Source organism: Streptomyces sp. ITFR-6, assembly GCF_031844725.1.
GTDB lineage: Bacteria > Actinomycetota > Actinomycetes > Streptomycetales > Streptomycetaceae > Streptomyces.
Genome location: NZ_CP134612.1, coordinates 1,260,179 through 1,285,286, shown reverse-complemented (window position 1 = coordinate 1,285,286; position 25,108 = coordinate 1,260,179). Strand labels below are relative to the sequence as shown.

The 25,108-nt window shown below is 73.7% G+C and carries 14 protein-coding genes and 2 pseudogenes; 12 read left to right on the top strand and 4 right to left on the bottom strand.

The genetic code is table 11. The features are described from left to right. Nucleotides 1–28: 28 nt before the first annotated feature. The gene (locus RLT59_RS05470; protein ID WP_311302330.1) at nt 29–1,441 is read right to left on the bottom strand and encodes a family 2B encapsulin nanocompartment shell protein; all 1,413 of its coding nucleotides are present in this window, start codon (nt 1,439–1,441) and stop codon (nt 29–31) included. 480 nt (nt 1,442–1,921) lie between these two features. Here RLT59_RS05470 and RLT59_RS05465 point away from each other — a divergent pair, with 480 nt between their 5' ends. Beyond that, nucleotides 1,922–3,136, top strand: a complete 1,215-nt coding sequence (locus RLT59_RS05465; protein WP_311302329.1) for a beta-ketoacyl-[acyl-carrier-protein] synthase family protein — start codon at nt 1,922–1,924, stop codon at nt 3,134–3,136. A 15-nt stretch (nt 3,137–3,151) separates the two neighbouring features. Here the strand turns inward: RLT59_RS05465 and RLT59_RS05460 are convergent, their stop codons facing one another. After that, on the bottom strand, nt 3,152–3,604 hold the full coding sequence (locus RLT59_RS05460) for a hypothetical protein (RefSeq protein WP_311302328.1): 453 nt from the start codon (nt 3,602–3,604) through the stop codon (nt 3,152–3,154). Nucleotides 3,605–3,736: 132 nt separating this feature from the next. Here RLT59_RS05460 and RLT59_RS05455 point away from each other — a divergent pair, with 132 nt between their 5' ends. After that, nucleotides 3,737–6,463: a tetratricopeptide repeat protein gene (locus tag RLT59_RS05455; protein WP_311302327.1), complete on the top strand. Its 2,727-nt coding sequence runs from the start codon at nt 3,737–3,739 to the stop codon at nt 6,461–6,463. Nucleotides 6,464–6,784: 321 nt separating this feature from the next. On the opposite strand, the gene RLT59_RS05450 is transcribed toward RLT59_RS05455, so the two are convergent. Further along, on the bottom strand, nt 6,785–7,054 hold the full coding sequence (locus RLT59_RS05450; protein WP_073735114.1) for a GlsB/YeaQ/YmgE family stress response membrane protein: 270 nt from the start codon (nt 7,052–7,054) through the stop codon (nt 6,785–6,787). A gap of 274 nt (nt 7,055–7,328) precedes the next feature. Between RLT59_RS05450 and RLT59_RS05445 the strand changes: the two genes are divergently transcribed. Then, complete coding sequence (locus RLT59_RS05445) at nt 7,329–8,162, top strand: PIG-L family deacetylase (RefSeq protein ID WP_311302326.1); 834 nt, start codon at nt 7,329–7,331, stop codon at nt 8,160–8,162. Nucleotides 8,163–8,175: 13 nt separating this feature from the next. Here the strand turns inward: RLT59_RS05445 and RLT59_RS05440 are convergent, their stop codons facing one another. Further along, nucleotides 8,176–8,583, bottom strand: coding sequence for an alpha/beta fold hydrolase (locus tag RLT59_RS05440; protein ID WP_399124854.1), 408 nt, complete (start codon nt 8,581–8,583; stop codon nt 8,176–8,178). A gap of 310 nt (nt 8,584–8,893) precedes the next feature. On the opposite strand from RLT59_RS05440, the gene RLT59_RS05435 reads away from it, so the two are divergent. The 9 genes and pseudogenes from RLT59_RS05435 (at nt 8,894) to RLT59_RS05395 (ending at nt 25,078) form a co-directional block, all read left to right on the top strand. Further along, on the top strand, nt 8,894–9,460 hold the full coding sequence (locus tag RLT59_RS05435; protein ID WP_311302325.1) for a TetR/AcrR family transcriptional regulator: 567 nt from the start codon (nt 8,894–8,896) through the stop codon (nt 9,458–9,460). Between the two features lie 290 nt (nt 9,461–9,750). Then, on the top strand, nt 9,751–10,179 hold the full coding sequence (locus tag RLT59_RS05430) for a YciI family protein (RefSeq protein ID WP_311302324.1): 429 nt from the start codon (nt 9,751–9,753) through the stop codon (nt 10,177–10,179). Between the two features lie 17 nt (nt 10,180–10,196). Continuing rightward, nucleotides 10,197–11,423 (top strand): annotated as a pseudogene (locus RLT59_RS05425) (RNA polymerase sigma factor). Continuing rightward, nucleotides 11,420–12,024 (top strand): annotated as a pseudogene (locus RLT59_RS05420) (sugar O-acetyltransferase). Before RLT59_RS05425 ends, RLT59_RS05420 begins: the two co-directional pseudogenes overlap by 4 nt. A gap of 166 nt (nt 12,025–12,190) precedes the next feature. Next, on the top strand, nt 12,191–13,051 hold the full coding sequence (locus tag RLT59_RS05415) for a DUF4132 domain-containing protein (protein ID WP_311302323.1): 861 nt from the start codon (nt 12,191–12,193) through the stop codon (nt 13,049–13,051). Further along, nucleotides 13,048–18,246, top strand: a complete 5,199-nt coding sequence (locus RLT59_RS05410) for a hypothetical protein (RefSeq protein WP_311302322.1) — start codon at nt 13,048–13,050, stop codon at nt 18,244–18,246. The genes RLT59_RS05415 and RLT59_RS05410 overlap by 4 nt, the downstream gene beginning before the upstream one ends. Further along, nucleotides 18,243–19,472, top strand: a complete 1,230-nt coding sequence (locus tag RLT59_RS05405) for an ATP-binding protein (RefSeq protein ID WP_311302321.1) — start codon at nt 18,243–18,245, stop codon at nt 19,470–19,472. The genes RLT59_RS05410 and RLT59_RS05405 overlap by 4 nt, the downstream gene beginning before the upstream one ends. A gap of 3 nt (nt 19,473–19,475) precedes the next feature. Then, nucleotides 19,476–23,201, top strand: a complete 3,726-nt coding sequence (locus RLT59_RS05400) for a vWA domain-containing protein (RefSeq protein WP_311302320.1) — start codon at nt 19,476–19,478, stop codon at nt 23,199–23,201. Then, on the top strand, nt 23,198–25,078 hold the full coding sequence (locus tag RLT59_RS05395) for a hypothetical protein (RefSeq protein WP_311302319.1): 1,881 nt from the start codon (nt 23,198–23,200) through the stop codon (nt 25,076–25,078). Before RLT59_RS05400 ends, RLT59_RS05395 begins: the two co-directional genes overlap by 4 nt. Nucleotides 25,079–25,108 lie beyond the last annotated feature (30 nt).

The following is a 25,108-nucleotide window of genomic DNA, read 5'->3' as shown; positions in this document are numbered from 1 at the left end:
CTCGCACCACGCGGCACGGGCCGGCCGGCTACTTGGGCCAGTTGGCGATCTGCACGTTCTCCAGCACACCGACCGCGTCCGGCACGAGGATGGCCGCGGAATAGTAGGTGGTGACGAGGTAGGACGTGATCGCCTTCTCGTCGAGCCCCATGAAGCGGACCGACAGCCCCGGCTCGTACTCGTCCGGCAGACCCGTCTGGTGCAGGCCGACCACGCCCTGGTTCTCCTCGCCGGTACGCATGACGAGGATCGAGCTGGTCCGCTCCTGCGTGACGGGGATCTTGTTGCAGGGGAGGATCGGAACCCCGCGCCAGGCAGGGACCTGCTGGCCGCCGAGGTCGACATGGTCCGGGTAGAGTCCGCGCGCGTTGAACTCCCGCCCGATCGCCGCGATCGTCCGGGGGTGCGCGAGGAAGAACTTGGAACCGCGGCGGCGGCAGAGCAGTTCGTCCAGGTCGTCCGGGGTCGGCGCGCCGGAGTGCGGCTGGATGCGCTGCTTGAAGTCGGCGTTGTGGAGCAGCCCGAACTCCCGGTTGTTGATCAGCTCGTGCTCCTGGCGCTCGCGCAGCGCCTCGATGGTGAGCCTGAGCTGCTCCTCGGTCTGGTTCATCGGCCCGTTGTAGAGATCCGCGACCCTGGTGTGGATCCGCAGGATGGTCTGGGCGACCGAGAGTTCGTACTCGCGCGGATTCAGCTCGTAGTCCGCGAAGGCGCCGGGCAGCGCGTGCTCGCCGGTGTGACCGGCCGACATCGCGATCTCGGCCTCACCGCGGTGGTTCTGCGCCTGGCGGGAGCGCGAGGTGAACTGTTCGATGTGGTCGCGGAGGTCGGGGGCCGAGGCGACCACGGACATGAAGTCGGCCCGGGACAGGGTGAGCAGCGTGCCTGAGGTCTCGGCGACAGCGGTCTGCTCCCACCGGGCTTCCTCGTCCAGCAGTGCGTTGTCCCCGAACCGGTCGCCGTCCGCGAGGACGTCCAGGGTGATCTCGTCGCCGTAACCGCCCACGGAGGTCTGGCCGATGCGGCCGTGTGCGATGAGGTGGATCCGGTCCGCCGCCGCTCCCCGCTCGACCAGAGTCTCGCCCGCCCGGAAGTCACGCTGGACGCACCGGCCGGCGATGGCGGTCAGCGCGTCGAGGTCGTCGAAGCCGCGGAGCAGGGCCAGTTCACCCAGCTCCTGGGGGATCACCCGGACCTCGGCGCCGTCCTGGACGAACTCCACCTTGCCGTCCCCGACGGTGTAGGCGAGCCGGCGGTTCACCCTGTAGGCACCGCCCTTGGTCTCCACCCAGGGGAGCATCCGCAGCAGCCAGCGGGAGGTGATCTCCTGCATCTGCGGGGCGGACTTGGTCGTGGTGGCGAGGTTACGGGCAGCCGCTGTCCCGAGACTGGACTGTTTGGGCAGTTCCAGACGTGCATCCGAGTTCGAGTCAACAGTCATCGGGGAGGCTCTCCTTGGTCAGGGCAGTCGAGGTCATATGCGAACAGACCAAACAACTGGACGGAAACGTGGGATACGAAGGTGAATCCGTCCAGATCCAGGGGAACAGTAATGGCCGCTCCGCCGCCCGGACCAAGGAAATCCGCCGATATTAACTCGATGCGATGATCGCAGCCGGGCGATGTTTGCCCTGGTCCCGGAAGGATTCGGCCATGTGTGGCGCGGGGCGATCCCGAGGTGCCGCAGTGCGGGGCACGAGTCCCGTTCCGTGATGCGGTAGTTCAGCACCGGCGGCAACCGGGGCTCACTCCGTGAAGCCGCCGCCGCCACCCGGGCCGGGGGCTGGATTTGTTGAGGTATAACAATTTCTCACTTTCGGATCGATCGACTCCTGCCCTGATTTCCCTTCTGAACACTGAAATGATCGCCATGGGGCAAGTCGGGTTCTCTGTAGCATTCATACAGTTCAAGGAGGCTCGTATGACCCAAGACAGTCGTGTGCTGGTGACGGGGGTCGGTGCGATGACGCCACTGGGAGCCGACGCGCCGTCGACTTGGTCGGGGATGCTGGCCGGTACGTCCGGGGTGCGTTTCCTCGCGGAGGAATGGGCCGAGGACCTGCCCGTGCACGTGGCGGCCGGGCTCACGGTGGATCCCGCCTCCCTGCTTCCGAGGGCCGAGGCCAGGAAGCTGGACCGAGGCGAGCAGATCGCCATACTCTGTGCCCGCGAAGCCTGGCAGGACGCCGGGGCTCCGCAGGTCGAGCCGGAACGGTTCGCCGTTGTCATCGGTACCGGGACCGGTGGTGTCCTCAGCACACTGGGGCAGGACGACGTCTTCGAACGCGCCGGAATCCGCAGGCTGTCGCCGTTCGCGGTCCCCATGCTGATGCCCAACGGGCCGGCCGCGTGGGTGAGCATGGACCTGGGCGCGAAGGGCGGCGCCAGAACTCCGGTGAGCGCCTGCGCCTCCGGGGCCGAGGCGCTGGCCCTCGGGCAGGATCTGATCCGCGGCGGCCGGGCCGACGTGGTCCTCGCAGGCGGGGTGGAGGCATGCCTGCACCCCTTCACCATCGCGGCGTTCGCCCAGATGAAGGCCCTGTCGACGTGGTCCACGGACCCGGAGACCGTGTCCCGCCCCTTCGACGTGAAGCGGTCCGGGTTCGTCATGGCCGAGGGCGCGGGGATGATGGTGCTCGAACGCGCCGATTCGGCCCATGCCCGTGGAGCACGCGCCTACGGCACGCTGGCCGGCAGCGCCGTGGGTTCGAGCGCGGGCCACATCACGGCATCGGACGCGGAAGGCCAGGCCTCCGCCATGAGACTGGCGCTGCGCGACGCCGGCCTGGCCCCGGCGGACATCGGAGTCATGCACGCCCACGCCACCTCCACCGAGTCCGGTGATCTGGCGGAGGCCGAGGCGATCAACCTGGTGATCGGCGGCCACGCCGCGGTGACGGCGACGAAGTCGATGACCGGTCACATGATCGGCGCGTCCGGAACGGTGGGTGCCATGGCCGCTCTCTTCGCGCTCAGGGAGGGTACGGTCCCGGCCACGCGCAACCTCGACGAACTCGACCCGCGCGTCGAACTGGACGTGGTGCGCGGTGAGCGGCGCACCGGGCAGTGGTCCGCCGCGCTGGCCAACTCGTTCGGGTTCGGCGGACACAACGTCAGTCTCGTCTTCACCAAGTGACGACGAGGCCCGCGGCTATGCCGGCGGAGGCGCGCCCCCTCCGTCGCGCCACACCGCGACCAGTGCCCTGACCGCCTCTCTGCCACCGGGCCGGGAGGCGAGGAAGGCGATCAACGTGGCGATGAACAGCACCGGCACGTCATCGGCCGGCAGGTATCCGCTGATGCCCGGCGGCTGAACCACCGTGACCGGTACGGGAGTCGCGGGCGCGGGGTCGGTCCGTGCGGGCATCGGTGCCGGGGCGGACGCGGGGGCCGGGGTGGTGCTCGGTTCCGCGACGGCCTGAGCAGGAGCGGAGGCCGACAGGATCAGCAGGACCGGCAGGACCAGCACGGCGGCAGCCATGCCCGCACGGGCTGAGCGGATTGCACGGGCCGTACGAGCGCGGGTTCGCGCCGGCCCGGAGGGGCGGGCGAGCGGGCGCCGCAGGGATCCCGCGGCGGACTGGCGGGTGGGTGTGTTCGTCATGGTGGCGATGGTGGGGCGGAGGCCGTGTCGCGGCAGGGTCCGGTTTCGGCATACCGGGAAGAACCGCAGGCGGGAGGGGTTACGGTCGAACTGTCCGGAGCGGATCCGGACCGGAGATATCCGGAGGTGGGGTTGACGGACCACGAACCGCCGTCACATCGTCGGGAGTTCGCCGCGCGTGTTGTCGATCTGATCGACGCCTCCGGGCTGAGCAGGGCGGAGTTCGCGCGCCGGGCCGCCCTGATCGAACGGAAACTCCCGGATCCCCCGAAGCGCGCCCCGAGCTTCTCGGAGCAGCGCCTCAGTGACTGGTGCTCCGGCAGGAACGTTCCCAACGAGCGGGTCGTCACCGCCCTGGTCCATACGACGGTCCAGGCCCGACGGAGCCAGGGCCTGTCCCCTGCGAACCGTCTGACGCCAGGACTCCTCTCGTTCGACCGGTGGCTCAGCCGGCGACGCCTGGCACGCGCCGAGCGACCGACCGGGCAGCCCGGCGAGCGAGCGCCCGGTCCCGGCCTTCCGGCCCCAGCACCCGTCGACGTACCCACAGAGCCCATCGCGCCGCGGAACACGCCCGCCGGTCCGGCGTCCCGCCCGCCGCACGAGCCGGTGGGGGACTGGCTGACCGAGGCGACCGACCCCTTCGCGCTGGGAGTTCACCGCAGCATCGCTGTGCGCAGGGGGCGGTCGGCGGGTTCGCCCCCGTTGCCGCCCTACGTACGCCGCGCACACGACGAACGGCTGGCGGCCGGAGTCGACGCGGCGGTCACGGCGGGGGAGAGCACACTGCTCTGGCTGACCGGTGATTCCTCCTACGGCAAGAGCCGCGCCTGCTGGGAGGCGCTCGGCGCGCTGCGGCGTCGTGGTGACTGGCGGCTGTGGGCACCGTACAGCGCGGAGGAAGCTCTCGCCGGGCTCCACCGGGTGGCGCCGCACACCGTGATCTGGCTGGATGAGACCCGCTTCACGTGCCTGCCCGCTACCGGCGGTGCCGACGGCAGGCAGCTCGCCGACCGGATCGACGACCTCGTCCACAGCGCGCGGCGGGCGCCCGTACTCGTTCTGGGGACGATGTGGACGCGGACGTGGCACGAGCTGACCGCCGGAACCGCCCCGAGGGCCCGGTGCTTCCAGTCACTGCTGCGGGATCCGATCCCCGTTCCGCCCCGCTTCACCGACGACGACATGCGGGCGCTGGGACGTGCGGCGAGCACCGACGCGAGGCTCGCGGCGGCCTCGGAACAGGCCGCCGACGGGGAGGTCGCGCAGTGGCTGGCCGGAACGCCCGTGGTCCTGGCCCGGTGGGAAGCCGCGCCGGAGAACGCGCGGGCGCTGCTGCTCGCCGCCATGGACATCCGTCGGCTCGGACACGATCAGAGGATTCCGCTCGCACTCCTCGAAGCCGCGGTGCCGGTCTACCTCAGCCCCTCCCAGCGCGAGCGGCTGCTGCGCCGCCGCGACTGGCTGCGCGAGGCCCTCTCGTACGCCACCGAGGAGTGCCTCGGAGCCGCCGGGCCCCTCACCCCCACGCCGCCGCCCGCGGACGCCCCACCGGGAGTCCCGCACTACCGGTTGAGCGACGTCCTGGACCAGTACGGGCAGGAGCAGCGGACCGTCGAGCCGGTCCCTCCCGCGCTGTGGCGGACACTGGCCGCGCACATGGATGCCACCGGTCTGCTGGAACTGGCGCGGACCGCTCACCACCGGGGGCTGTACCGGCTGGCCCACGATCTGTGCGGCGACGCGCTGCGGGCCGGAAACCGAGACGCGTGGTGGCAGGCGGCCGAGTTCCTGCGGCATCAGGGACGTATCCCCGAGGCCGAAGCCTGGACCGATGCCGCCGCCGAGGCCTCGGACGCGGCCGCGCTGGCGTGGATCGCTTCCCTGCGGTGGGAGACGGACCCTGCGGGCGATCCGTGGTTCGCCAGGGCGGTGGACGCCGCGGCAGACCCGGAGCCGCTGGTGGATGCCGCCGGGCACCTCTACGAGTGCGGCGACAGCAAGCGGGCGCGGGAGTGGTACGACGTGATCATCGACCGGTTCCCGGACGGCACGGCGGCCCTGGATCTCGCCTGGCGACTGGTCGAAACGGGTGAGTGGGACGAAGCTCTGCGCTACTACGAGAATGCCGCGCGGGACGGAAACCTCGATGCCTACCAACTGGCCTGCGTGGACGCTGTCTACGTCCGTCGCTGGCGCGAGGCCCGGGAGTTGCTGGCGCGTGCCGTCGCCGTCGGCCGCACCCGCCACCTCTTCGAGTCCTACGCCCCTGTGCCGGACGAGGACTGGCCGGAAGCCAACGCCTTCTTCCGGGCAGCCGTGGCGTCAGGTCTGACCGAGGCCCGGTCAGACCTGACGGGCGTCGACGTTGGCCGCGTCGCGCCGCCAGGAGGAGGCGCTGGGCGTACTGGAAGCGGTGCCGACGGACGGAGAGGAGGTTTTGCTGTACGCACAGCTGCTGCCGGACGACCGTCTGAACGAAGCCGTGGCACGGCTGAAGGCATTTCCCTGGCCGGCACGCGAGATGCCGGTCCTGTCTGTCGTCAGCCGGCTGATCCACGCGGACCGCGCGGGCGAGGCCCGGCAGGTCTGCGCGGCCCTGCCCGCGAAGGGCAGGGCGTCGTCCCTCCACGCGGGCGCGGCATGGCTGCTCGCCGCCGGCCGCCCCGAGTCCGCCCTGGCCTGGTTCGACGAGGCCGCCTCGATCGACCCGGCAACGCTGGTGGACGCCGCCCGCGCCCTGGAGGGCGCCGGTCACGAGCGGGCGGCGCACTACTACGCCCGCGCGCTGGAGGCAGGGGACGCGCGGGCCCAACAGTGGTTCGCCGGCACCCTGACCGCCGCGCGCAGCTTCGGTGAGGCACTGACCTGGTACGAGAAGGCCTGGCGGCAGGGCGAGATCCAGGCGCTGAAGAGTGCGGCCGAATCTGCGTACGCGGCGGGCAGGGAGCAGGAGGCCCTCGTCCTGTACGGCAGGTACTGGGGTGCCCGGACCGGCCCGCGCATGCTGGCCCTCCCCTCCCCTCCGGGAGAAGAGGCCACCGTTGCCCGCGTACGCCGGTACGGCTGGAACGTCGACGGAACGCCCGCCGGTGAGTGGGCGGCTCCGCTGCCGCCATGAGCGCGAAACGGCTCCGCTCGGGGAGGGCGGAGCCGATGCGCGGTGACGTTCGTACGGGGTCAGGCGTGGCGGCGGTTGCCGGTGAAGACGCGGTACAGCACGAGGAGGATGAGCGAGCCGACGATGGCCGCGATCCAGGTGGAGAGGTCGAAGAAGCCGTCGATGGAGTCGACGCCGAAGATCACCTTGCCGAGCCAGCCGCCGAGCAGACCGCCCGCGATACCGATGAGCATCGTGATGATGATGCCGCCCGGGTCCTTGCCCGGCATCAGGGCCTTGGCGATGAGGCCCGCGAGCAAGCCGATGATGATCCAAGCAATGATGCCCATAATGCCTCTCCTACCTAGTCGTATAGAGACGCTGTCAAGAACCGTCTTTACCGTGTCGGTGCTTTCAAACGTTGATCACATAGTTGGGTCAGTGGGCCCTCGTCGGGAACAGACGGTCCGGCCGGCGCGGTTGCATCACCGGGGGACCGGCGCCGCACGGGCGGGGAATCGCAGCGACCGCAGTGTCGGCCGCCCCGCCGGGTGACGGCCCCTGGACCGCGGTACACCCGCCGCGCACTCGTACGAAGAAGTATTTCCGCAGGAGGACTTTTCCATGACTGACCGGCCGTTGACCCTCATGGCTGTGCACGCCCACCCCGATGACGAGGCCACCGGAACCGGCGGAATCCTCGCGCGCTACGCGGCGGAAGGCATCCGCACGGTTCTCGTGACCTGTACCGACGGCGGTTGCGGTGACGGACCGGGGGGTGTCAAGCCGGGCAGCCCCGGGCACGATCCGGCGGTCGTCGCCTCGATGCGCCGCAAGGAGCTGGAGGCCAGCTGCGAGGTCCTGAAGATCAGCGACCTGGAGATGCTCGACTACGCGGACTCCGGGATGATGGGCTGGCCGAGCAACGAGGCCCCCGGATCCTTCTGGCAGACCCCCGTGGCGGAGGGCGCCGCCGGGCTCGCGGAGCTCATGCGGCACTACCGGCCCGATGTGGTCGTCACGTACGACGAGAACGGCTTCTACGGCCACCCCGACCACATCCAGGCCAACCGCATCACGATGGCGGCGCTGGAGATGACCTCGCTGACCCCGAAGGTGTACTGGACGACGATGCCCCGCTCGGCGATGCAGCGGTTCGGGGAGACCATGCGCGAGTTCGGCGAGGACATGCCGGAGCCGGACCCCGCAGAGGCCGCCGCGCTGGCCGAGATCGGCCTCCCCGACGACGAGATCACCACATGGGTGGACACCACCGCGTTCAGCGGTCAGAAGTTCGACTCGCTGGCCGCGCACGCCAGCCAGGGCGAGAACATCTTCTTCCTCAAGATGGGCAAGGAGAGGTTCGGCGAGTTCACGGGCCTGGAGACCTTCGTGCGCGTCAAGGACGCCACCGGCGCTGCCCTGCCCGAGAACGATCTCTTCGCCGGACTGCGCTGATCCCCGCGCTCCGCTACCCCGGCTGTCCGAGCGTGAGCATCGCCTCCGCGACCTCGTCGACGGCCGCGTCGGGGATCGCGGTGGCCGCCCCGTCGAGGACGAGCAGCCGTGCGCCGGGGATCCCGCGCGCGATCGCCTCACCGTTGCCGACGGGGAAGAACGGGTCTCGGCGGCCGTGCACGACGAGTGCGGGGACCGCGATCCCGGGCAGACGCTCGCGCCAGCGGGGCGTGCAGTCGAGTTTGGAGAACACCAGGCCCAGCTGGTTGGCCAGGTGGACCGGCGGCGCGGAGCCCGGTGTGCGGTCCCAGACGCGCCCGGCGACCGCGCGGGCGCCTGCGGGTCCGCCGTCGTCGACTCCCCGCTGTCGCGCAGGTCGTAGCGCACCACGCGGCGCCCGCCCCCGGCGAGGCGCTCGCACAGCGCGTCGGGCCAGGAGAGCATGGTCGTCCCGCCCACGAGCAGGACGAGTGGCGCGTCCTCTTCACCGAACGACTCGATGCCCAAGGAGACCTCCTGGGCGCCGACGGGGCGGTGGGGCCGCCCTGTGGCGGAGACGTCGGGAGAGACGGAGTCGGGAGCGCCGATGCTGGTGCGAGTCATACCGGGGCAGACTCGGTCCACCGCCCGAACTCATCGCTGACACCGAAGCGACCTCCTCGCTCGGCGCTCGCTGATCTTCTCGCCGCACCAGCTGCCGAGAGCTCGGTCAACGACCATAGAGTAAATCGGTGTCCACTCCTCACCAGTCCCGCGCCGACCGCCGCCGGTCCACCGAGGCGCGCATTCTCGCCAGTGCCCGTGAGCTGTTCGCCGCCAAGGGATTCGAGCGCACCACCATTCGCGCCGTCGCGGCCGCGGCGGGCGTCAACCCGGCTCTGGTCATGCAGTACTTCGGTTCCAAGCGCGGACTGTTCACCCAGGCCGTGCAGGCAATCCCCGTACCGTCGGGCACCGCTGACGCCGACGAGCTCGTCGATCAGCTGCTGGCCACGCTCGGACTGAAAATCGGTGGCCTTCCCGAGGGCACGCTGGCGATGATGCGGTCCATGCTCACCGACCCGGCAGCGGCCGAACACGTCCGCGTCGCCCTCGGCAGCCAGCTGGACGGCATCGGTGCGGCCCTGCCCGCCGCGGAGGATCCCGAGCTGCGCGCCGCGCTGATCGTCACCACCTTGCTCGGAATCACCATCGGCCACCAGTTCCTCGAACTGGCCCCGCTGCGGGACGCCCCGGCCGAACGCGTCGCGGCACTGCTCCGACCCGCCATCAAGGCCCTGGCGGGGGAGCAGGGCTGAACCGGAAGAATAATCCGCGCCGCGTTGTCGGATTCCGCGAAGGCCGTTCGTCGTCCTCATGAAGCGTCCGAAAGGAGAACGGTCATGAAGTACGTGTTGTTCATCGCCCCGGACCCCGGGGGGGAATGCCGCTCAAGCCGGCCGAGGAGGCCAGAACGGTCCGGGTGCGCGGGGACCGGGTGCTGGTCACCGACGGCCCGTTCGCCGAGACGGCCGAGTAGATCGCCGGGTACGACCTCCTGGAGGCCGCCGACCTCGACGAGGCGATCGAGGTCGCCGCCTCGCACCCGATGGCCATCGCGGGACGCATCGAGATCCGGCCGGCCGAACCGATCGATCTCGGACCCGGCACCGGAAACGTCCCGCACGAGGGCGACGCGCCCGCCTCCCGCTTCTTCGCGATCCTGCGGACGGACCCGGACGCGCCCGCCTGCACCCCGGAACCCGCCGAGGTGGCCGACTGGGTCCGCGACGGCCTCGCCTCCGGCCGCTACCTGGCCGGTGAGCACCTGCGTCCCGTCCAGGACGCCACCCTCGTACGCCGCCGCGAAGGGGAGTTGCTGATCACCGACGGCGCTTACACGGACGGACCGGAACAGGTGTCCGGAATCGTGTTCGTGGACGGTGAGTGGGAGGAGGCGGTCCGCTACCTCGCCCGCTGTCCCATGGCGCGGTCCGGGAGCGTCGAACTGCGCGAGTTCTGGAGCGACTTCTCGTGAGCACCGGGCCGGCACAGGTGCGGGCGGCGCTCTCGGAGGCGTACCGGGGCGAGTGGGGCGTCGTGTTCGGCACGATCGTGCGTCTGACCGGCGACTGGGAGCTTGCCGAGGACTGCGCACAGGAGGCGTTCGCCCGCGCCCTGCCGGCCTGGGAGCGGGAAGGGGTGCCGCAGAAGCCGGGGGCATGGCTGGTGACCGCCGCCCGCCACCGCGCCTTCGACATAGGGCGCCGGCGGACGACCGAGCGCGGCAAGCTGGCCGAGGTCGCCGCGCTCAAGGCGGCCCGTGAACCGCAGCCGCCCGGGGACGAGCGGCTACGGCTGGTGTTCACCTGCTGCCACCCGGCGCTCCCCCTGAAATCCAGGGTCGCGCTGACCCTGCGGGCCGTCAGCGGCCTGACCACACGCGAGATCGCCCGCGCCTTCCTGGTGGGCGAGGACACCGTGTCGCAACGGATCCTGCGGGCGAAACGCAAGATCGCGGCGGCAGGCATCCCGTACCGGGTGCCGCCGCCCGGCGCACGCGCCGAACGGCTGGACGGGGTACTCGCCGTCATCTACCTCATGTTCACCGAGGGTTACGCACCGAGTGACGGCAACACGCGGCGCGACAGCCTCGCGGAGGAGGCCGTCCGCCTCGCCCGGCTCGTCGTCGCCGAGGCCCCGGACGAGCCGGAGGCGCGGGGGCTGCTCGCGCTGTTGCTGCTCCAGCATTAGAGGCGCGCCGCCCGGCTCGACGCCGACGGCGGGCTGGTCACGCTGGACCGGCAGGATCGCACCCGGTGGGATCACGCCCTCATCGCGGAGGGCGTGGCCCTCGCCCGCGAGGCCGTCGGGGCGGGCGGCCCCTATGCCCTCCAGGCGGCCATCGCCGCGCAGCACGCCCTCTCCCCGACCGCGGCCGCGACCGACTGGGCGGCGATCGTGACGTGGTACGACCGGCTCCTCGCCCTGCGCGCGAACCCGGTGGTCGAGCGCAACCGCGCCGTCGCGGTCGGGATGCACCAGGGCCCTCAGGCGCAGCTGGACGCCGTGGACGCTCTCGGTACGTCGAAGAAGCTGGCCGGGAACCACGCCGTGCCCGCGGTCCGCGCGGACGCGCTGCGCCGACTCGGCCGCGCGTGTGAGGCGGCCGGGGTATACCGGACGGCGGAGTCGATCGCCCCGAACGCGGCGATCGCCCGGGAGTACGCCAAGCAGGCCGAAGTACTGGAACAGATGGATGAAGGGAACGTCCCGCTGTGACGCATGTGCATGAGGACGAAGTGCTCGCCAGGATCGCCGAAGGGCTCATCTACACCGAGTCGGAAGCGGCTTCCCTGAACTCCGAGCGGCGGGCGGAGCAGATCTTCGACTACAGCCACACACCGCCGCGCGAGGAGGAGAGACGCCGCTCGCTGCTCGTCGAGATCCTCGGTTCGGTCGGGGAACGTACGGTGCTGCTGCTGCCGCCGTTCCACGCCGCGTTCGGCAGCAACGTCCACATCGGGGACGACTTCTTCGGGAACGTGAATCTGACGTTCGTCGACGACGTGGACATCCGCATAGGCAACGGCGTCATGATCGCGCCCGGCGTGACCCTGGCCACGACGGGACACCCGGTGCACCCTGCGCGCCGGGTCGACTTCGCGCGGTTCTCCGGACCGATCGTCATCGAGGACAAGGTGTGGATCGGCAGCAACGTGGTGGTGCTGCCTGGTGTGCGCATCGGATACGGGTCGGTCATCGGCGCCGGCAGTGTCGTCAGCCGCGACATCCCCCGATGACGGTCGCTCTCGGGACGCCCTGCCGGGTGGTCCGCGAGATCACGGACGAGGACCTCACCACCCGTCTTGCGGGCCGGTAGCGCGCCCCGCCCCGCCGCGAGCCGGCTGATCGGACGGAGGTGCCGGGCTCGTTGTCACAGGCGCCGCTTAGAGTCTCTCCCACTCGTCACGGTGCGTTGCCCCTGACGGGTTTCATCGGCGTGCCGCCGGTTCGGCGGCCGTCCGGAACGATGGGGAGAACAGCGCATGGGGTGGGTTCCGGCGGGCGACTACGAAGTCGCCCTGGAGGCGGGCACGGTGGTCTGCCGCAATGGGAAGGGCCGGCGGCTGAAGTCCGTTCCGGCCAGATTGAAGGACGACCCGGCGGTCGTCGGACTCCGGCAGCTGACCGAGTGGCTGGAGCAGCACGCACACCAGTGCCTGACCGACGTCGAGCAGTGGATGGTGCGTTCGCTTCCCGTTCCCACTGCCGTGCTCGCCCGGGTCTGGCCCGACCCGGCGTGGCAGACGGCCCTGCGGGACGTGGTGATCACCGGCGTGGACGGCGGGGTCGCCGGGTTCCTGCGTGATGTCGATCCCGAGCGCGGCCTCGGCCTCGTCGACCTGGACGGCGACACGGTCCGCATCACCCCGGACGTCGTCAGTGTGCCGCACCCCGTCCTCCTCGACGACCTGGACGAGCTGCGGGAGTTCGCGGTCGAACTGGAGGTGCGCCAGAACGTGGACCAGTTGTTCCGCGAGGTGTGGCGCCGCCCGCCCGGCCTCGACCCGGACACCACGTCCGTGGACACCTACGCCGGCGGTGTGTTCAAGGAACTGCGCTTCCTGCACGGCCGCGTCACCCAGCTCGGATACCGGTCGCGCGGCGGATACGCGATCTGCCCGGTCGTCGAGGACGGCGCCACCACAGAGGCGCGCATCTGGATCGGTGAGCACGACGGATACGACGAGTACGGCACCGAGACGGGCTCGCTGGGCTGGACAGACCCCGCGGGGCGCGCGCTGACGGCCGCCGAGGTCGGCCCCGTCGCGTGGTCCGAAGGTATGCGCATGGCGGCGGCGCTCTACGCCGGACGCGACGTGGCGGACGAGGAGCGGGCGGCATGAGCACCACGACGACGAACACCCACACGAACACCCACATGGACACGACGGCGGCGGCGGAGGCGTTCCTGCCCACGCAGGCCCGGGGCCCCGTGGCCGAGGCCCGCGCGGCGGCCCTGCTGGACGCGGGCGCGATCCTCCCGGCCGGCACCACGGAGCGGGACGACGCCGACGCGCTGACCGCCCGCACCTACACGCACAGCGCCCTCGGCGACCGCACCGTGGTCCGGCTCGTGCCCGGCACCCTCGGTGAGGCCGAGGACCTGGCCCTGGAGTTCCTCGGGCTGGCCCGGTCGGAGGAGGCCCCCGTCGTCGGCCAGGTGCGCCGCGAGGCGCTGGGCTTCCCCGCCTGGGCGCTGGTCAACGACCCGGCCAACGGACACCACGCCCTGGCCCTGGTCAAGGACATCGAGCGGCTGGGCCGGCAGGCCAGGACCCGCGCCGGAGCGGCCAAGGAGGGCTTCGACGCACTCGGCACCCGGCTCGGCCGGGCCGTACCCCACTTCCTCCCCACCTACTACGAGCAGGTCGCGCGCCTCTTCCTCCAGGCCGAGAACACCAGCTACGCCGCCTCCTTCTTCGGCAAGGCCCGCGAGGCCGAGCGGGTGCACGGGCTGGTCGTGGACGAGGACCGGCAGCGGGCCGTCTTCCTGGAGTTCGCCTTCGCCGGCGCGCTGACCGTCAAGGCGCTGCGGCAGTACGTGCGGGACCTGGTGGCCCGGCTCGAACCGGCGGACGCCTGGGCGCAGTTCCGCCGGCTGCTGGTCGAGCGCTGCGCGGCCGGCATGCCCCCGTACGCGGCGCTGCCGCAGGACGTGCGCGCGCTGGTGAAGGCCGCCGGGCTGGACCGGGAGGCCGCAGAACGCGAGCTGGTGGCCGATCTGATCGCCGCCCCGGGAGTCGTCCGCGCCCCCGCCTCGTTCTGGGCCGCCTACCGCTCCGCGATCGTCGGCCTCGCCCGACAGGACGCGTCCGTACGGGCCCGGCTCCTCGGCTTCTTCCCGGAGACCTTCAGCGAGGACGACCGGGAGAAGGCCGGCGAAGCCGACTGGCTCGCGTTGCTGGCCGAGTCCGGCGCGGAGGAGCTGCTGACCGGCCTCCCGGACACAGCGGGGAACGCCCCCGCCGCCCCCGCCGACTCCGCCGCGTCCGTCTCGTTCGTCTCCCCGGCGGACTGGCTCGCCCGCTGGGAGGCGCACCGCCGGCGCAACCGGGCCACGGCGGGCCGCAGTTCGGGAACCCTCGACCTGGCCGCCCGGATGGCGGACCGGCTGCGCGCCGACGGGTGCCCCGTAGAACTGTTCCAGGGCCGCTGGCAGCGCAACGCCGACCTGGACCTCCTCGACCTCTGCCTGGGCTCCGGCATCCCCGTCGCCGAACCGGACGAGCGGGAAGCGGGCACCAGGCAGGGCCCCGGTGTCCCGCTCGGCTCCTGGCTCACCGACACCGCGCCCGGCGCACGGGACCTCACCGCCGTCTCCGAACAGCCGGCCTACCGCGCCCTTCTGCGCCGGACCATCGGCGAACTCGGCGACGGGTACGGCCGCCGGCTGAGCGACGCCGGCCTGGCGAAGCTGGCGGCGCACCCCGTGCTCTCCGGCATCCTGCGGGAGTGGCTGACCGCCTGCGCCGAGGAGTACACGGCCGCGCGAGGCCTCCCCGGGCTGCAAGCCGCCCTCAACAGGCTCTCGTTGTTCCGCACCGTGGTCGCGGACGTCGCCCCGGAGGCCGTGCGGCTCCTCAGGGGGCACGAGGTCGTGCCGCTGCTCGCGGCCACCCTGCGTACCGGTGTCCTCGACGAACTGGGCTGGCCCGCCCTCGATACGGCCTACGCCGAACTGGCCGCCGAATCCGCCGGCGTGCAGCGGCGGGGCCGCCGCTCCGAGGACGTCGGTGTCACCGGCGCCTGGCCCGCGCTGATCCTGAACACGCTCGAACGGGCCGTAGTCGTCGGCCCGGAAGGCGTACTGCTGCGGCACACCCTGCGGCTGCCCGCCACCGTCGACCACTGGCGGTCGCTCGCCTTCCGTTACGTCGACGGCGAGTTGCTGGTCATGTGGTGGGAGGACGGCAAGCCGCGCGGCTACTGGTCGCACCGCCCCGCCGAGCCCTTCACCGTCGGCGGCGAGCAGATACCCCGCTGGGGCGGCTCCGGCCCCTCGGACGACGTCTGCCTGCCGCTGCCCGGCGGCGGCCGCGCCACCGGAGGCAAGGCCCTGCACGCGGGCGACACCTCCCTCCCGCCGCAGCGCGCCGTCATCTCCGACGGCACAGGGCACTGGCGGGAAGGCCACCAGGGCACGCAGCGGGTGTGGCTGGAATACGATCCGGCCGCCGGCACGCACGGCCGGGCGTCCCTGCCCGCCTTCCTCCGCTCCGGGGTGCGGGACGGCACCCGGCTGCTCACCGAGAACTGTCAGGTGCTACCCCTCCAACCCGGCCTGGAGAACACCCCGTTCGGTACGGACGGCATCGTCCTCGGCCGCTGGGTCCGCAGCACGGCCACCGAGCCCGGCACGGCCGCCCCCGCCGACGGGCACCGGATCGTCGCCGGCACCCCCGACGGCCACACGGTCACCCTGCCGTACCCGCTGCCCGACGGCGGGTCCCCGGTGCCGCTCGGCGCGCTCACCCTGCCCGGCGGGTCACGGCCCCTGGTGGCCCTTTACCACCGCTCCGTCGCGGCGCACCCGGCGGACGCGGACGGAGCGGGTGGCAGCCTGTGGTCCGTCCCCACCGGCTCCTCCGGCGGGAACGACGCGGCGGGCACCCCGTATGTGCCTCCCGTCGACTACTGGCACGCGCTGCGTCCGAGGGACGAGCGGGGCTCCACCGCCCTGCGGAACCTGACCGACTCCCGGGCGGGAGAGCTGTTCGAGGTGGTCGCCGCCGCGGTCGCCCGGCACCTGGAGGCGTTCCGGGCCGCCCAGGAGTACACCGGGCCCTCGGCGCGGGAGCTGAGTGAGGAGGCCATGGCCCGGGTGCTGCCCGAGGTGTCCGACGCACGGCTCCTCGCGGGCGTCACCGCCGTCGTCCGGGACGCGGTGGACCGCGCCGCCGCGGCCGCCCGGTACCTGGAACCGCCCGAGCCCGCGCAGCCGGCCACGTCCCGGAACACCGCGCGCGTCCAGGGCATGTTCTTCGAACACGAGCCCGAGCACGGGGACGACACGACCCTGCAGACCGCCTCCGCCTGGGACTCCGAGCGGATGCGCGGCGGCTGGTGGGGGGCCGGGAAGCGGTGGACCGTGATCCGGCAGATCCTCGCCGTCAACCATATCCTCGGCGGCGAGCCGGCGTTCGGTCCGGCCATCACGTCCAAGGTCCCGTTCACCTCCGCGGACGGCTGGCAGCGCGACGAGTACACCGTGCCCAGCGACGCCCTGACCTGGGCCTCCCTCCTCGACAACCTGCCCGAACTGGCCTACCGGGCCGCCTGCGCGACCACCTCCCCCGAGCACCGCAGCGGGCTCCTCGTACTCCTGGAGACCCTCGCCGCGGGCCCGCTGGCCGAGCCTGCGGGCACGGTACGGCAGGTCGAGCTCGTCGAGCCGTTCGCCGTGGCGACATCCCGGCCGGGACGCCCCGAGGCCGTGCACCGCCTCGGCCAGGTGCTGCGCAAGGGCGCCCGCACCGTCGTGATCCTCGCCAACCGGGGCCGGAACTACCGGAGCGACGCGGAACGCTGGCTCGCCCTCGACCACGACCCGACCGGTGCCTTCGGCCCCGTCTCCGGTTTCACCCTGGACCACGAGCACGTCTACCGGCACGGCATCGCCCGCGACCGGCTCACCCGGCTCATCGCCCTGGTACGGGAGCAGGGCCCGGCACCCTGGCGTCCGGAGGCCGCGGAGGCGTTCCACACGGCCACCGGAATCGGCGCGCTCCAGTCCCTCGCCCTGCTCTCCGCGGCCGTCGAGGAGCCCGGCGCGGAGGCGCTCGCGCTGCTCGGGGTGAAGACGCGTGCCTTCGAAGCGGCCCAGGGCAGACTGAACGCCCTGCCCCGCGACGACCGGCACGCCCTGCTCCAGGCACTGCTGCCCGCAGACCCGGCGGAGCTGTGGTCCACGGGCCCCGACGTGCCCGCCGCCACCGAGGTCTGGCGGGAGCGCCTGGCCTCCCTCGTCCGGGTCCCGGAGGAACTGGACCTCGACCTGTCCGGTACCACGCCGGGCGCCGTCGACCTGATCCTCAACGCGGGCTCCCGGGCCTGGCTCAGCCACGGCACCGATGTCGAGGACGGCAGCGGCCGCCCGGCCCTGCGCCGGGTGGGCGCACGCGGTGCGGTCTCAACCGCCCTGACCGCCCTGCGCACCCTCGCCTACACGCTGCCGTACGGGCATCCGCTGCGGGCGCACCTGCCCACGGGGCTGGCGGCCGTCCGCGGCCGCCTCGCCGACCCCGGCCTGGTGCTGGACCTCGGACTGGACTGGACGGAGTCCGGGCACTCGATCGGTCCCGCGATCCGCGCCGCCCACGGGCTCCCCGAGTCCGGCGGCGCCGGGCCCGACGGGCTGGTCAGGGCCGGCACGGCGCTGCTCCTCGCCCCCGGCCACGGCGACAGCGAGAAGCTGCTGATCCGCTCGGCCGGACTGACCGGCCCCGACGACCCGGCGTTCGGCCTCGTCGAGGGCACCGTCGGCGGTTACGGCACCGTCGATCTCCTCGCCCTGCGCGCACTGCTGGGCGAGGAGACCGACGCGCTGGCCTCTGCGGGCGCCCCCGACGGCTCCCCGCACCACCCGGCCCAGGACCCGACGCGTGCGGTGCCCGACCTGGTGGCTGAGGCCGCCGACACCCTCGGCCTGAGCGTGGACGCCGCCGCCCTCTACCTGATGCTGCTCGCCCTGCCCGACCCGACGGACCGCAACTGCGTCCGCTGGACCGAGTGGAAGCCGGCCCGGATCAAGAAGGCCCGCGCCGAGCTCGCCGCCACCGCCCTCGTCGTGGAGGCGAAGCGCTCCCGCGCCGGCCGCACCCTGTTCCTCCCTTGCGGCTGGCTCGAACGCGGCGCCCCCGGGCTCCCGTTGGAGACCTGGAAGGAACGCCTGTACCCCGTGGACGGCTCTGCCAGGACCATGCCCCACCTCCCCGTGCCCGAGCTGTTCGCAGCCGCCTGGGCACGGGTCCGCGGCGGCGACGCCCCGGCTTTCGAAGAACTGGACACCCGCGCACCCCGGAAGGGCCGCCGCCGATGACGAACGACACCACGACCACCACCGTGGACACCACCACCACGTCCGGCGGCGCCCCGGACCGGGCGGCGGCGACCGGCCGGGAACACCGCCAGGTCACCCCGCCCGAGGACCGGTACGCCACCGAGCTGGCCTTCCTGGCCGCCCACGACTCCGGGCCCCGCCCGCCCGGCTGGCTGCTCACCCCGCGCGCCGTCGTCGCCTTCGTGATGGGCAGCGCGGGCGAGGCACTGAGCCTGCCGAAGGGCGCCCGGTCGGGCACCGGGGTGCCGCGCCGACTGGTGATCGAGCAGAAGTTCGTCGGTGAGCGCGCCCTGGTCGAACGGTGCGTGGTCACCCTTGCCGGAGAGCGCGGGCTCCTGCTTGTGGGCGAACCCGGCACCGCCAAGTCCATGCTCTCCGAGCTGCTGTCGGCGGCCGTCTGCGGGACCAGCGCGCTCACCGTGCAGGGCACCGCCGGCACCACGGAGGACCAGCTCAAGTACGGCTGGAACTACGCGCTGCTGCTCGCCCAGGGCCCCACCCAGCAGGCCCTGGTGCCCTCCCCGGTGCTCGCCGCGATGACCCGGGGGGCCGTCGCCCGCGTCGAGGAGGTCACCCGCTGCCTGCCGGAGGTCCAGGACGCCCTGGTGTCGCTGCTCTCGGAGCGGCGGATCGCGGTCCCCGAACTCGCGGGCGGCGAGGGCGCCCAGGTGCACGCCGCCCCCGGCTTCACCCTCATCGCCACCGCCAACCTGCGCGACAAGGGCGTCTCGGAGATGTCCGCCGCCCTGAAGCGGCGCTTCAACTTCGAGACCGTGGGCCCGATCGGGGACGTGGACGCCGAGACCGCGCTCGTCCGGCGCCAGTCGCGGGCGGCCGTCGAACGCGTGGGCGCCGCCTTCCAGGTGGACGACGCGGTCCTCGAAGCCCTGGTCACCGCCTTCCGGGACCTGCGCGAGGGCCGCTCCGCGGAGGGCTGGGAGGTCGAGCGCCCCTCCACGGTGATGAGCACCGCGGAGGCGGTCTCCGTGGCGGGGGCCCTGGGCCTGGCCGCCGCCTACTTCCCCGGCGACCGCGATGTGCTCTCCCTCCTGCCCGGCCACCTGCTCGGGGTCGTCAGGAAGGACGACCCCGCCGACGCGGCACGGCTGCTGGGGTACTGGGACGGGCCGGTGCGCAGGCGGGCGGAGCAGGGGGCGGCCACCTGGCGTGCCCTGTGGGACCTGCGCTCGGTGCTGGAGAACTGACGGATGAGCGAGTCGACCATCCCCGAGACCGCCGTCCTCCCGGCGCGGTCCACGGCGGCCGGGCCCGCCACTCCGGAGGCCGCGGTGGCGGCCCTCGCGGCGACCGGACCCGGGTCGCCGTTCCTGATCGGGGTGCGCCACCACGCGCCCTCGCTGGCGGCCGCCCTCCCGGCCCTGCTGGACGCGGCGGCCCCCGACGTCCTCCTCGTCGAACTGCCCGCCGAGTTCCAGCCCTGGCTGGGCTGGCTCGCCCACGAGGAGACCGAGGCCCCGGTGGCGCTGGCCGCCGTGCCCGCAGCCGGTCCGGCGGACGAACGGGGGCCCGCCTTCTACCCGTTCGCGGACTTCTCGCCCGAACTGGCCGCGCTGCGCTGGGCGGCGAGAAACGGGGTCCCGGCGGTGGCCTGCGATCTGCCGCTGGCCGACCGGGCGTGGGCGGGTGCCGGTCCGGACGCGCCCGCCCCGGTCCCGGGCGCCGGCTCCGTACCCACGCCGGCGGAGGGGCTCGGGCTGTCCGACGCGCTCAGGTCCCGGCTCACCGGCCGGGACGGTGACGACCTGTGGGACCGGCTGGTGGAGACCCTCGCCCCGGGTTCGGCACCCGAGGCGCTCCGCCGCGCGGCCCTGCTCACCGGATGGGCGCTGCGCCACGAGTCCGAGGCGCGGGGCGGGGCGGACCGTACGGACCTGGCGCGCGAGGCGTGTATGCGCGGCCACATCGCGCTGGCCCTGGCGGGCGGGCAACGGCCCGCCGTGGTGGTGGGCGCCTTCCACACCCCGGCGCTGCTGCCGTCCGCCGGCGGGGCTGCGGGGGCCACCGCGGATCCCGGGGTCCCTGAGGTCGCGGGGGATCCCGGTACCACCGACGACCCCGTACCGGACGCCTGCACGGTCTCCCTGATCCCGTACACGTACCCGCTGCTCGACTCGCGGTCCGGCTACCCGGCCGGCATCCGGGACCCGGAGTGGCAGCACACCGTCCTGGACGCCGCCGGGGACCCGGCCGCGCTGCACGAGGCGCTGATCCGCACCGCGGTCCGCGTCTGCGCCGCCCTGCGGGAACAGGGCCACCCCTACGGCCCGGCGGACGGACGGGAGATCGTCCGGGTCGCCGGTGACCTGGCCCGCCTGCGCGACCTGCCCGCCCCCGGCCGCGGCGAACTCCTGGAGGCCGTGCAGACGGTGCTGGGGCGCGGCGAGACCTACGGCACGGGGCGCGCCGTCGCCCTGGCCCTCGAACGCGTACTCGTCGGAACCCGCACCGGACGCCCCGCGCCCGCCGCCCCGCGCAGCGGACTGGCCCCCGCCGTAGAGGCCGCGACGGCGGCGCTCTCCCTCCCCGGTCCGCAGGACGCGCACGAGAAGACACCGCGCGACCTCCGGCTCGACCCGGCGCGCTCCACCCTGGACGGGCGCCGCGAACTGCTGCTGCGCAGGCTGACGGTGTGCGGCATCCCCTACGCGCAGGAGCAGCGGGTGACCGGCGCGGCGGGCACCGAGGGTCTCACGACGCGCTGGCAGGTGCGGTGGACCCCGGCGACGGCCGCGATGCTCACCGCGGCCGGGGCCCGTGGCGTCACCCCGGTCCAGGCGGCCGAGGGCGTGCTGCGGCAGCGGCACGCGGCGGAGCGCGCGGCGGACGGGCCGACGGCCGCCCAGGTCGTCCGGGGCCTCACGGAGGCCGCCGAGTGCGGGCTCCCCGCCCTGGCCGAGGAACGGCTGACGGAACTGGCGTCCGTACTCCCCGCGAGCGGCACCCTTCCCGAACTCCTGGGCGGACTCGACCTGCTGGACCGCATCGACGCCGGCCACCTGCCGGGCCTGGCCCCCTCCGACGGCCACCCGGCCCCGGGCGCCACTGTCGCCGCCCGTGCCGCCCGCACCGCGCACGCGGCCGAACTCCTGACCTCCGCCGCGGTCCGCCAGGTCGACGGACTGACCGGCTCGGAGGAGCCCGGGGACGCGCGGGCGCTGCTCGAACTGTCCCAGCGGGCCGACCGGGTGGGCGGCATCCGGCTCACCGACGCCCTCGCCCGGCTGGCCGCCGACGGGACGCCGTTGATCGCCGCGGCCGCCGGAGCGGTCAGGGTGCTCACGGGCCACGAAGAGGCCGAGAGCTTCGGAGGGCGCGTCGCCTGCTGGGTGGACGGAGCCGTGGACAGTGCCTCCCGGGCCGCGCTCACCGCCCGCCTCACCGGCGTCCTGACGGTGGCGGGCCCCCTTCTGACCGTCGGCGCCGGCGCCCTGGACCCCTTGCTGCACCGGGTCGTCGAGCTGGACGACACCGCGTTCCTGGCCCGGCTGCCGGCCCTGCGCGGTGGCTTCGACACCCTGAGCCCGGCCGCCCGGGACCGGCTGCTGGACACCGTCGAGGAGCGGCTGGGCGAACGGGTGGACGGCCTCGACGCGGACGATCCGTTGGAGCTGGCCCGCCGGACGGCCGCCGACCTCGCGGCACGCGAGCTCCTGACCGGCCTCGGCCTGCCCGTCCCGCCGCCCGCGCACGACGACCGCCTCCCACCGCCGCCCGTCGACCGCCCCGCCGCAGCGCACCCGACCGACGGAGCCACCACCGGGACAGCCCCCGCGCCCACCACCGAGGCCGCCCCCACGCGGACCCTCGCGCCCGCCGACCGGTGGCGGCTCGTGCTCGGCCGGCGCCCGGAGCGGCTGCCGTCCGGCGCCGCCCGCCTGGCGACCGCTCTCGACGAGCTCTACGGCGCGGGACACGGTGAGGGATCCCGGGGCGGCCTGCCCGGCCCCGGTGGCGGCTCGGGCGGCGGCCGGGAACCCTCGTTCCCCGGCGTCCGCGAGTGGTCGGAGGAACTGGCCGCGCTGTTCGGCCCCGGCATCCGCGAGGAGGTTCTCGCCGCCGCGGCCGGGACAGGCCGGCAGGACGTCCTCGCCGAACTCGACCCGACCGCCGCCACCCCCTCCGTGGAACTGCTCAGGACGATCCTGCGGTACGCCGGCGGCCTTCCGGAGGCCCGCCTCGCGGCGCTCCGGCCGCTGGTCCGCCGTCTGGTGGACGAACTGACCCGGCAGCTCGCCACCCGGCTGCGCCCCGCCCTCACCGGCGCGATGACCGCCCGGCCCACCCGCCGCCCTGGTGGCAGGCTGGACCTGCCGCGCACGCTCCGCGCCAACCTGGCCACCGCCCGCAGGACGGCCGACGGAACGGTCCGGGTGATCCCCGAGAAGCCGGTGTTCCGCAGCCGCGCCCGCCGGTCGGCCGACTGGCGCCTGATCCTGGTCACCGACGTCTCCGGATCCATGGAGGTCTCCACGATCTGGTCCGCGCTGACCGCCTCCGTGCTCGCCGGGGTGCCGACCCTGAGCACCCATTTCCTGGCCTTCTCCACGGAGGTCGTCGACCTCACCGGCCATGTGCACGACCCCCTCTCCCTCCTGCTGGAGGTGAGCGTGGGCGGGGGGACGCACATCGCCGCCGGGCTGCGGCACGCCCGCAGCCTGATCGAGGTGCCCTCGCGCACACTCGTCGTCGTGATCAGCGACTTCGAGGAGGGCGCGCCGCTCGGCGGACTGCTGGCCGAGGTGCGGGCCCTGGTGAACACCGGCTGCCACGTCCTCGGGTGCGCCAGCCTCGACGACGCCGGCCGGCCCCGCTACTCGACGGGCGTCGCCGGTCAGCTCGTGGCCGCCGGGATGCCCGTGGCGGCCCTCAGCCCGCTCGAACTGGCCCGCTGGATAGGGGAGAAGACCGCATGACCGCCGCTCAGTTGCCACCTGTCGCGCCGGAGGTCACGGCCACGCTGGTGGAGGACCTCTCGCCCCGGCTGCGCAAGCGGCTTGACGCCGCGGTCACCAGACTCGGCGCCCGTCCGGCACACCGCGACGGGGACACGGTGACGATCGAGGTCGACGACGAGACCGAGTTGCGCCTGCATGCCCCGGGCGGTGCGGTGGCGACGTCGGACGCCATCACCTGCGGCTGCCTCCTCGCCCCGGCATGCGTCCACCGCGCGGCCGCCGCCTGCGCCGCCCCCGTGGCGGACCCGGTGACGGAGACCGTCGACCGGCAGGTCCAGCCTGCCCCGGAAGCCGCCCCCGCGCCGGACCCGGCCTCGGCAACGGACCCGGCCTCGGCAACGGACCCGGCCTCCGTGACGGGCCCCGCCCCCGTAACGAACCACGCGCCCGCCCCGGCCGCCGTCCCCGCCGCCCCGCCGGAGGTGGCGAGCCCCGCCCAGCGTGGCGCGGCCGAGGCCCTGTGGGCGGCGGGTGCCGCCGTACTGGAGGCCGGTGTCGACGGGGCCGGTGCCGTCACCCAGGCGGCCCTTCTCCGTGCCGCGCACACCGCCAGGCTCCGGCAGCTGCCGCGCGCCGCGGGCGCCGCGCTGTCCGTCGTCACGCTGCTGCGCGCGGCCCGCGCCGGGGACCCGTCCTACCGCACCGCGGACCTCGTCACCGCCTTGGCCGAACTCCTGGGCACCGCACACCGGGTGGGAGCGGCGTCCGGGGCCGAGCTGGCCGCCGTCAGGGGCCGGGCGCGCCGCCCGTACAGCCCGGACGGTGCTCTGCGCCTGTACGGACTGTTCACCGAACCCGTGGTCACGGACTCGGGGCACGGCGGCGTCCGCACCTGGGTCGCCGGCGCCGACGGCCGCCTCTGTACGGTGGGCGACGTGGCGCCCGGCGGCGTCGGGCGCGCTCTGGGCGTGGCCGACCGGGCGGTGCGCCTCGGGGACAGCGCGCTCACCCACCGGGAGCTGGGCCGGGCCGGTCTGGCGGTCTCGGGGGCCACGGTCTCACCGGACGGCAGACTGGGGGCCGGGAAGGGGGTCAAGGCCGTGACCGCCCGGGGCGCGGCGTGGACGGAGCCTCCGCTCGCCGCTCTGTGGGAGACACCGTCGTCCGAACAGGCCGCCCGCGCCCTGCGGTCCACCTCCCGCTACGCGGACCCGGACGGCGGCGGCAGCGACCTGTTCTTCCTGGACGTCGAACTTCTCGGCGCCGTAAGAGAGTCCGGCGGCACCTGCCTGCTCGCGCGGTGCGAGGGCGGCCTTCACGTCCGGCTCGCCGTCGCCGACGACGATCCCGCGCTGGCCCACCGCGACAACCTGATGCTGCTGGCCGCGGCGCCGGGCACCCGGCTGAGGATCATCGGCCGCCTGGTACCCGCCCTTCACCCCCGGCTCACCCTTCTCGCCTGCTCGCACCCCACCCATGAGGGCACGGTCGACCTCGGCCTCGACCGTCTGCGCCGCGCCGACCTCCCGGACCCGGCCGCCCCCGTCCACCTCGCCCCGCCCCGGCCCGGAGAGTCCGGTGCGCACTCGCCCCTGTACCTCCTGGAGCGCCGGGTCGAACAGACGGTCCCGGCGGGCCGGGCCGCCCTCGGCATGCTCGGTGACGTCACCGCCGAGACCCGCCGCATCAGCCGCGCGGGCCTCCACACGGCCGCCGGGCTGCTGACCGCCCTGTGCGCCTCCGCGGCCCGGCGCGATCGGGACCACTTCGGCCGCCTCCTGCCCGCCGACACGGACGGCTTCGCCCTGTACTGGCTCGCGGCCGCCCGTTACACGGCTGCCGTGGCCGAGTCCCTGTGCGCGGCAGCCTGGGAGGCCCCGCGGCCGGCCGGCTGATCGCCGTCACGCTCGCGGTCGGGGCCCGCG

Bases quoted from the DNA above. Each gene is read 5' to 3' on its own strand.
- RLT59_RS05470 (WP_311302330.1), bottom strand. From the start codon at position 1,441: ATGACTGTTGACTCGAACTCGGATGCACGTCTGGAACTGCCCAAACAG.
- RLT59_RS05465 (WP_311302329.1), top strand. From the start codon at position 1,922: ATGACCCAAGACAGTCGTGTGCTGGTGACGGGGGTCGGTGCGATGACG.
- RLT59_RS05460 (WP_311302328.1), bottom strand. From the start codon at position 3,604: ATGACGAACACACCCACCCGCCAGTCCGCCGCGGGATCCCTGCGGCGC.
- RLT59_RS05450 (WP_073735114.1), bottom strand. From the start codon at position 7,054: ATGGGCATCATTGCTTGGATCATCATCGGCTTGCTCGCGGGCCTCATC.
- RLT59_RS05445 (WP_311302326.1), top strand. From the start codon at position 7,329: ATGACTGACCGGCCGTTGACCCTCATGGCTGTGCACGCCCACCCCGAT.
- RLT59_RS05430 (WP_311302324.1), top strand. From the start codon at position 9,751: ATGGCCATCGCGGGACGCATCGAGATCCGGCCGGCCGAACCGATCGAT.
- RLT59_RS05415 (WP_311302323.1), top strand. From the start codon at position 12,191: ATGGGGTGGGTTCCGGCGGGCGACTACGAAGTCGCCCTGGAGGCGGGC.
- RLT59_RS05410 (WP_311302322.1), top strand. From the start codon at position 13,048: ATGAGCACCACGACGACGAACACCCACACGAACACCCACATGGACACG.
- RLT59_RS05405 (WP_311302321.1), top strand. From the start codon at position 18,243: ATGACGAACGACACCACGACCACCACCGTGGACACCACCACCACGTCC.
- RLT59_RS05400 (WP_311302320.1), top strand. From the start codon at position 19,476: ATGAGCGAGTCGACCATCCCCGAGACCGCCGTCCTCCCGGCGCGGTCC.
- RLT59_RS05395 (WP_311302319.1), top strand. From the start codon at position 23,198: ATGACCGCCGCTCAGTTGCCACCTGTCGCGCCGGAGGTCACGGCCACG.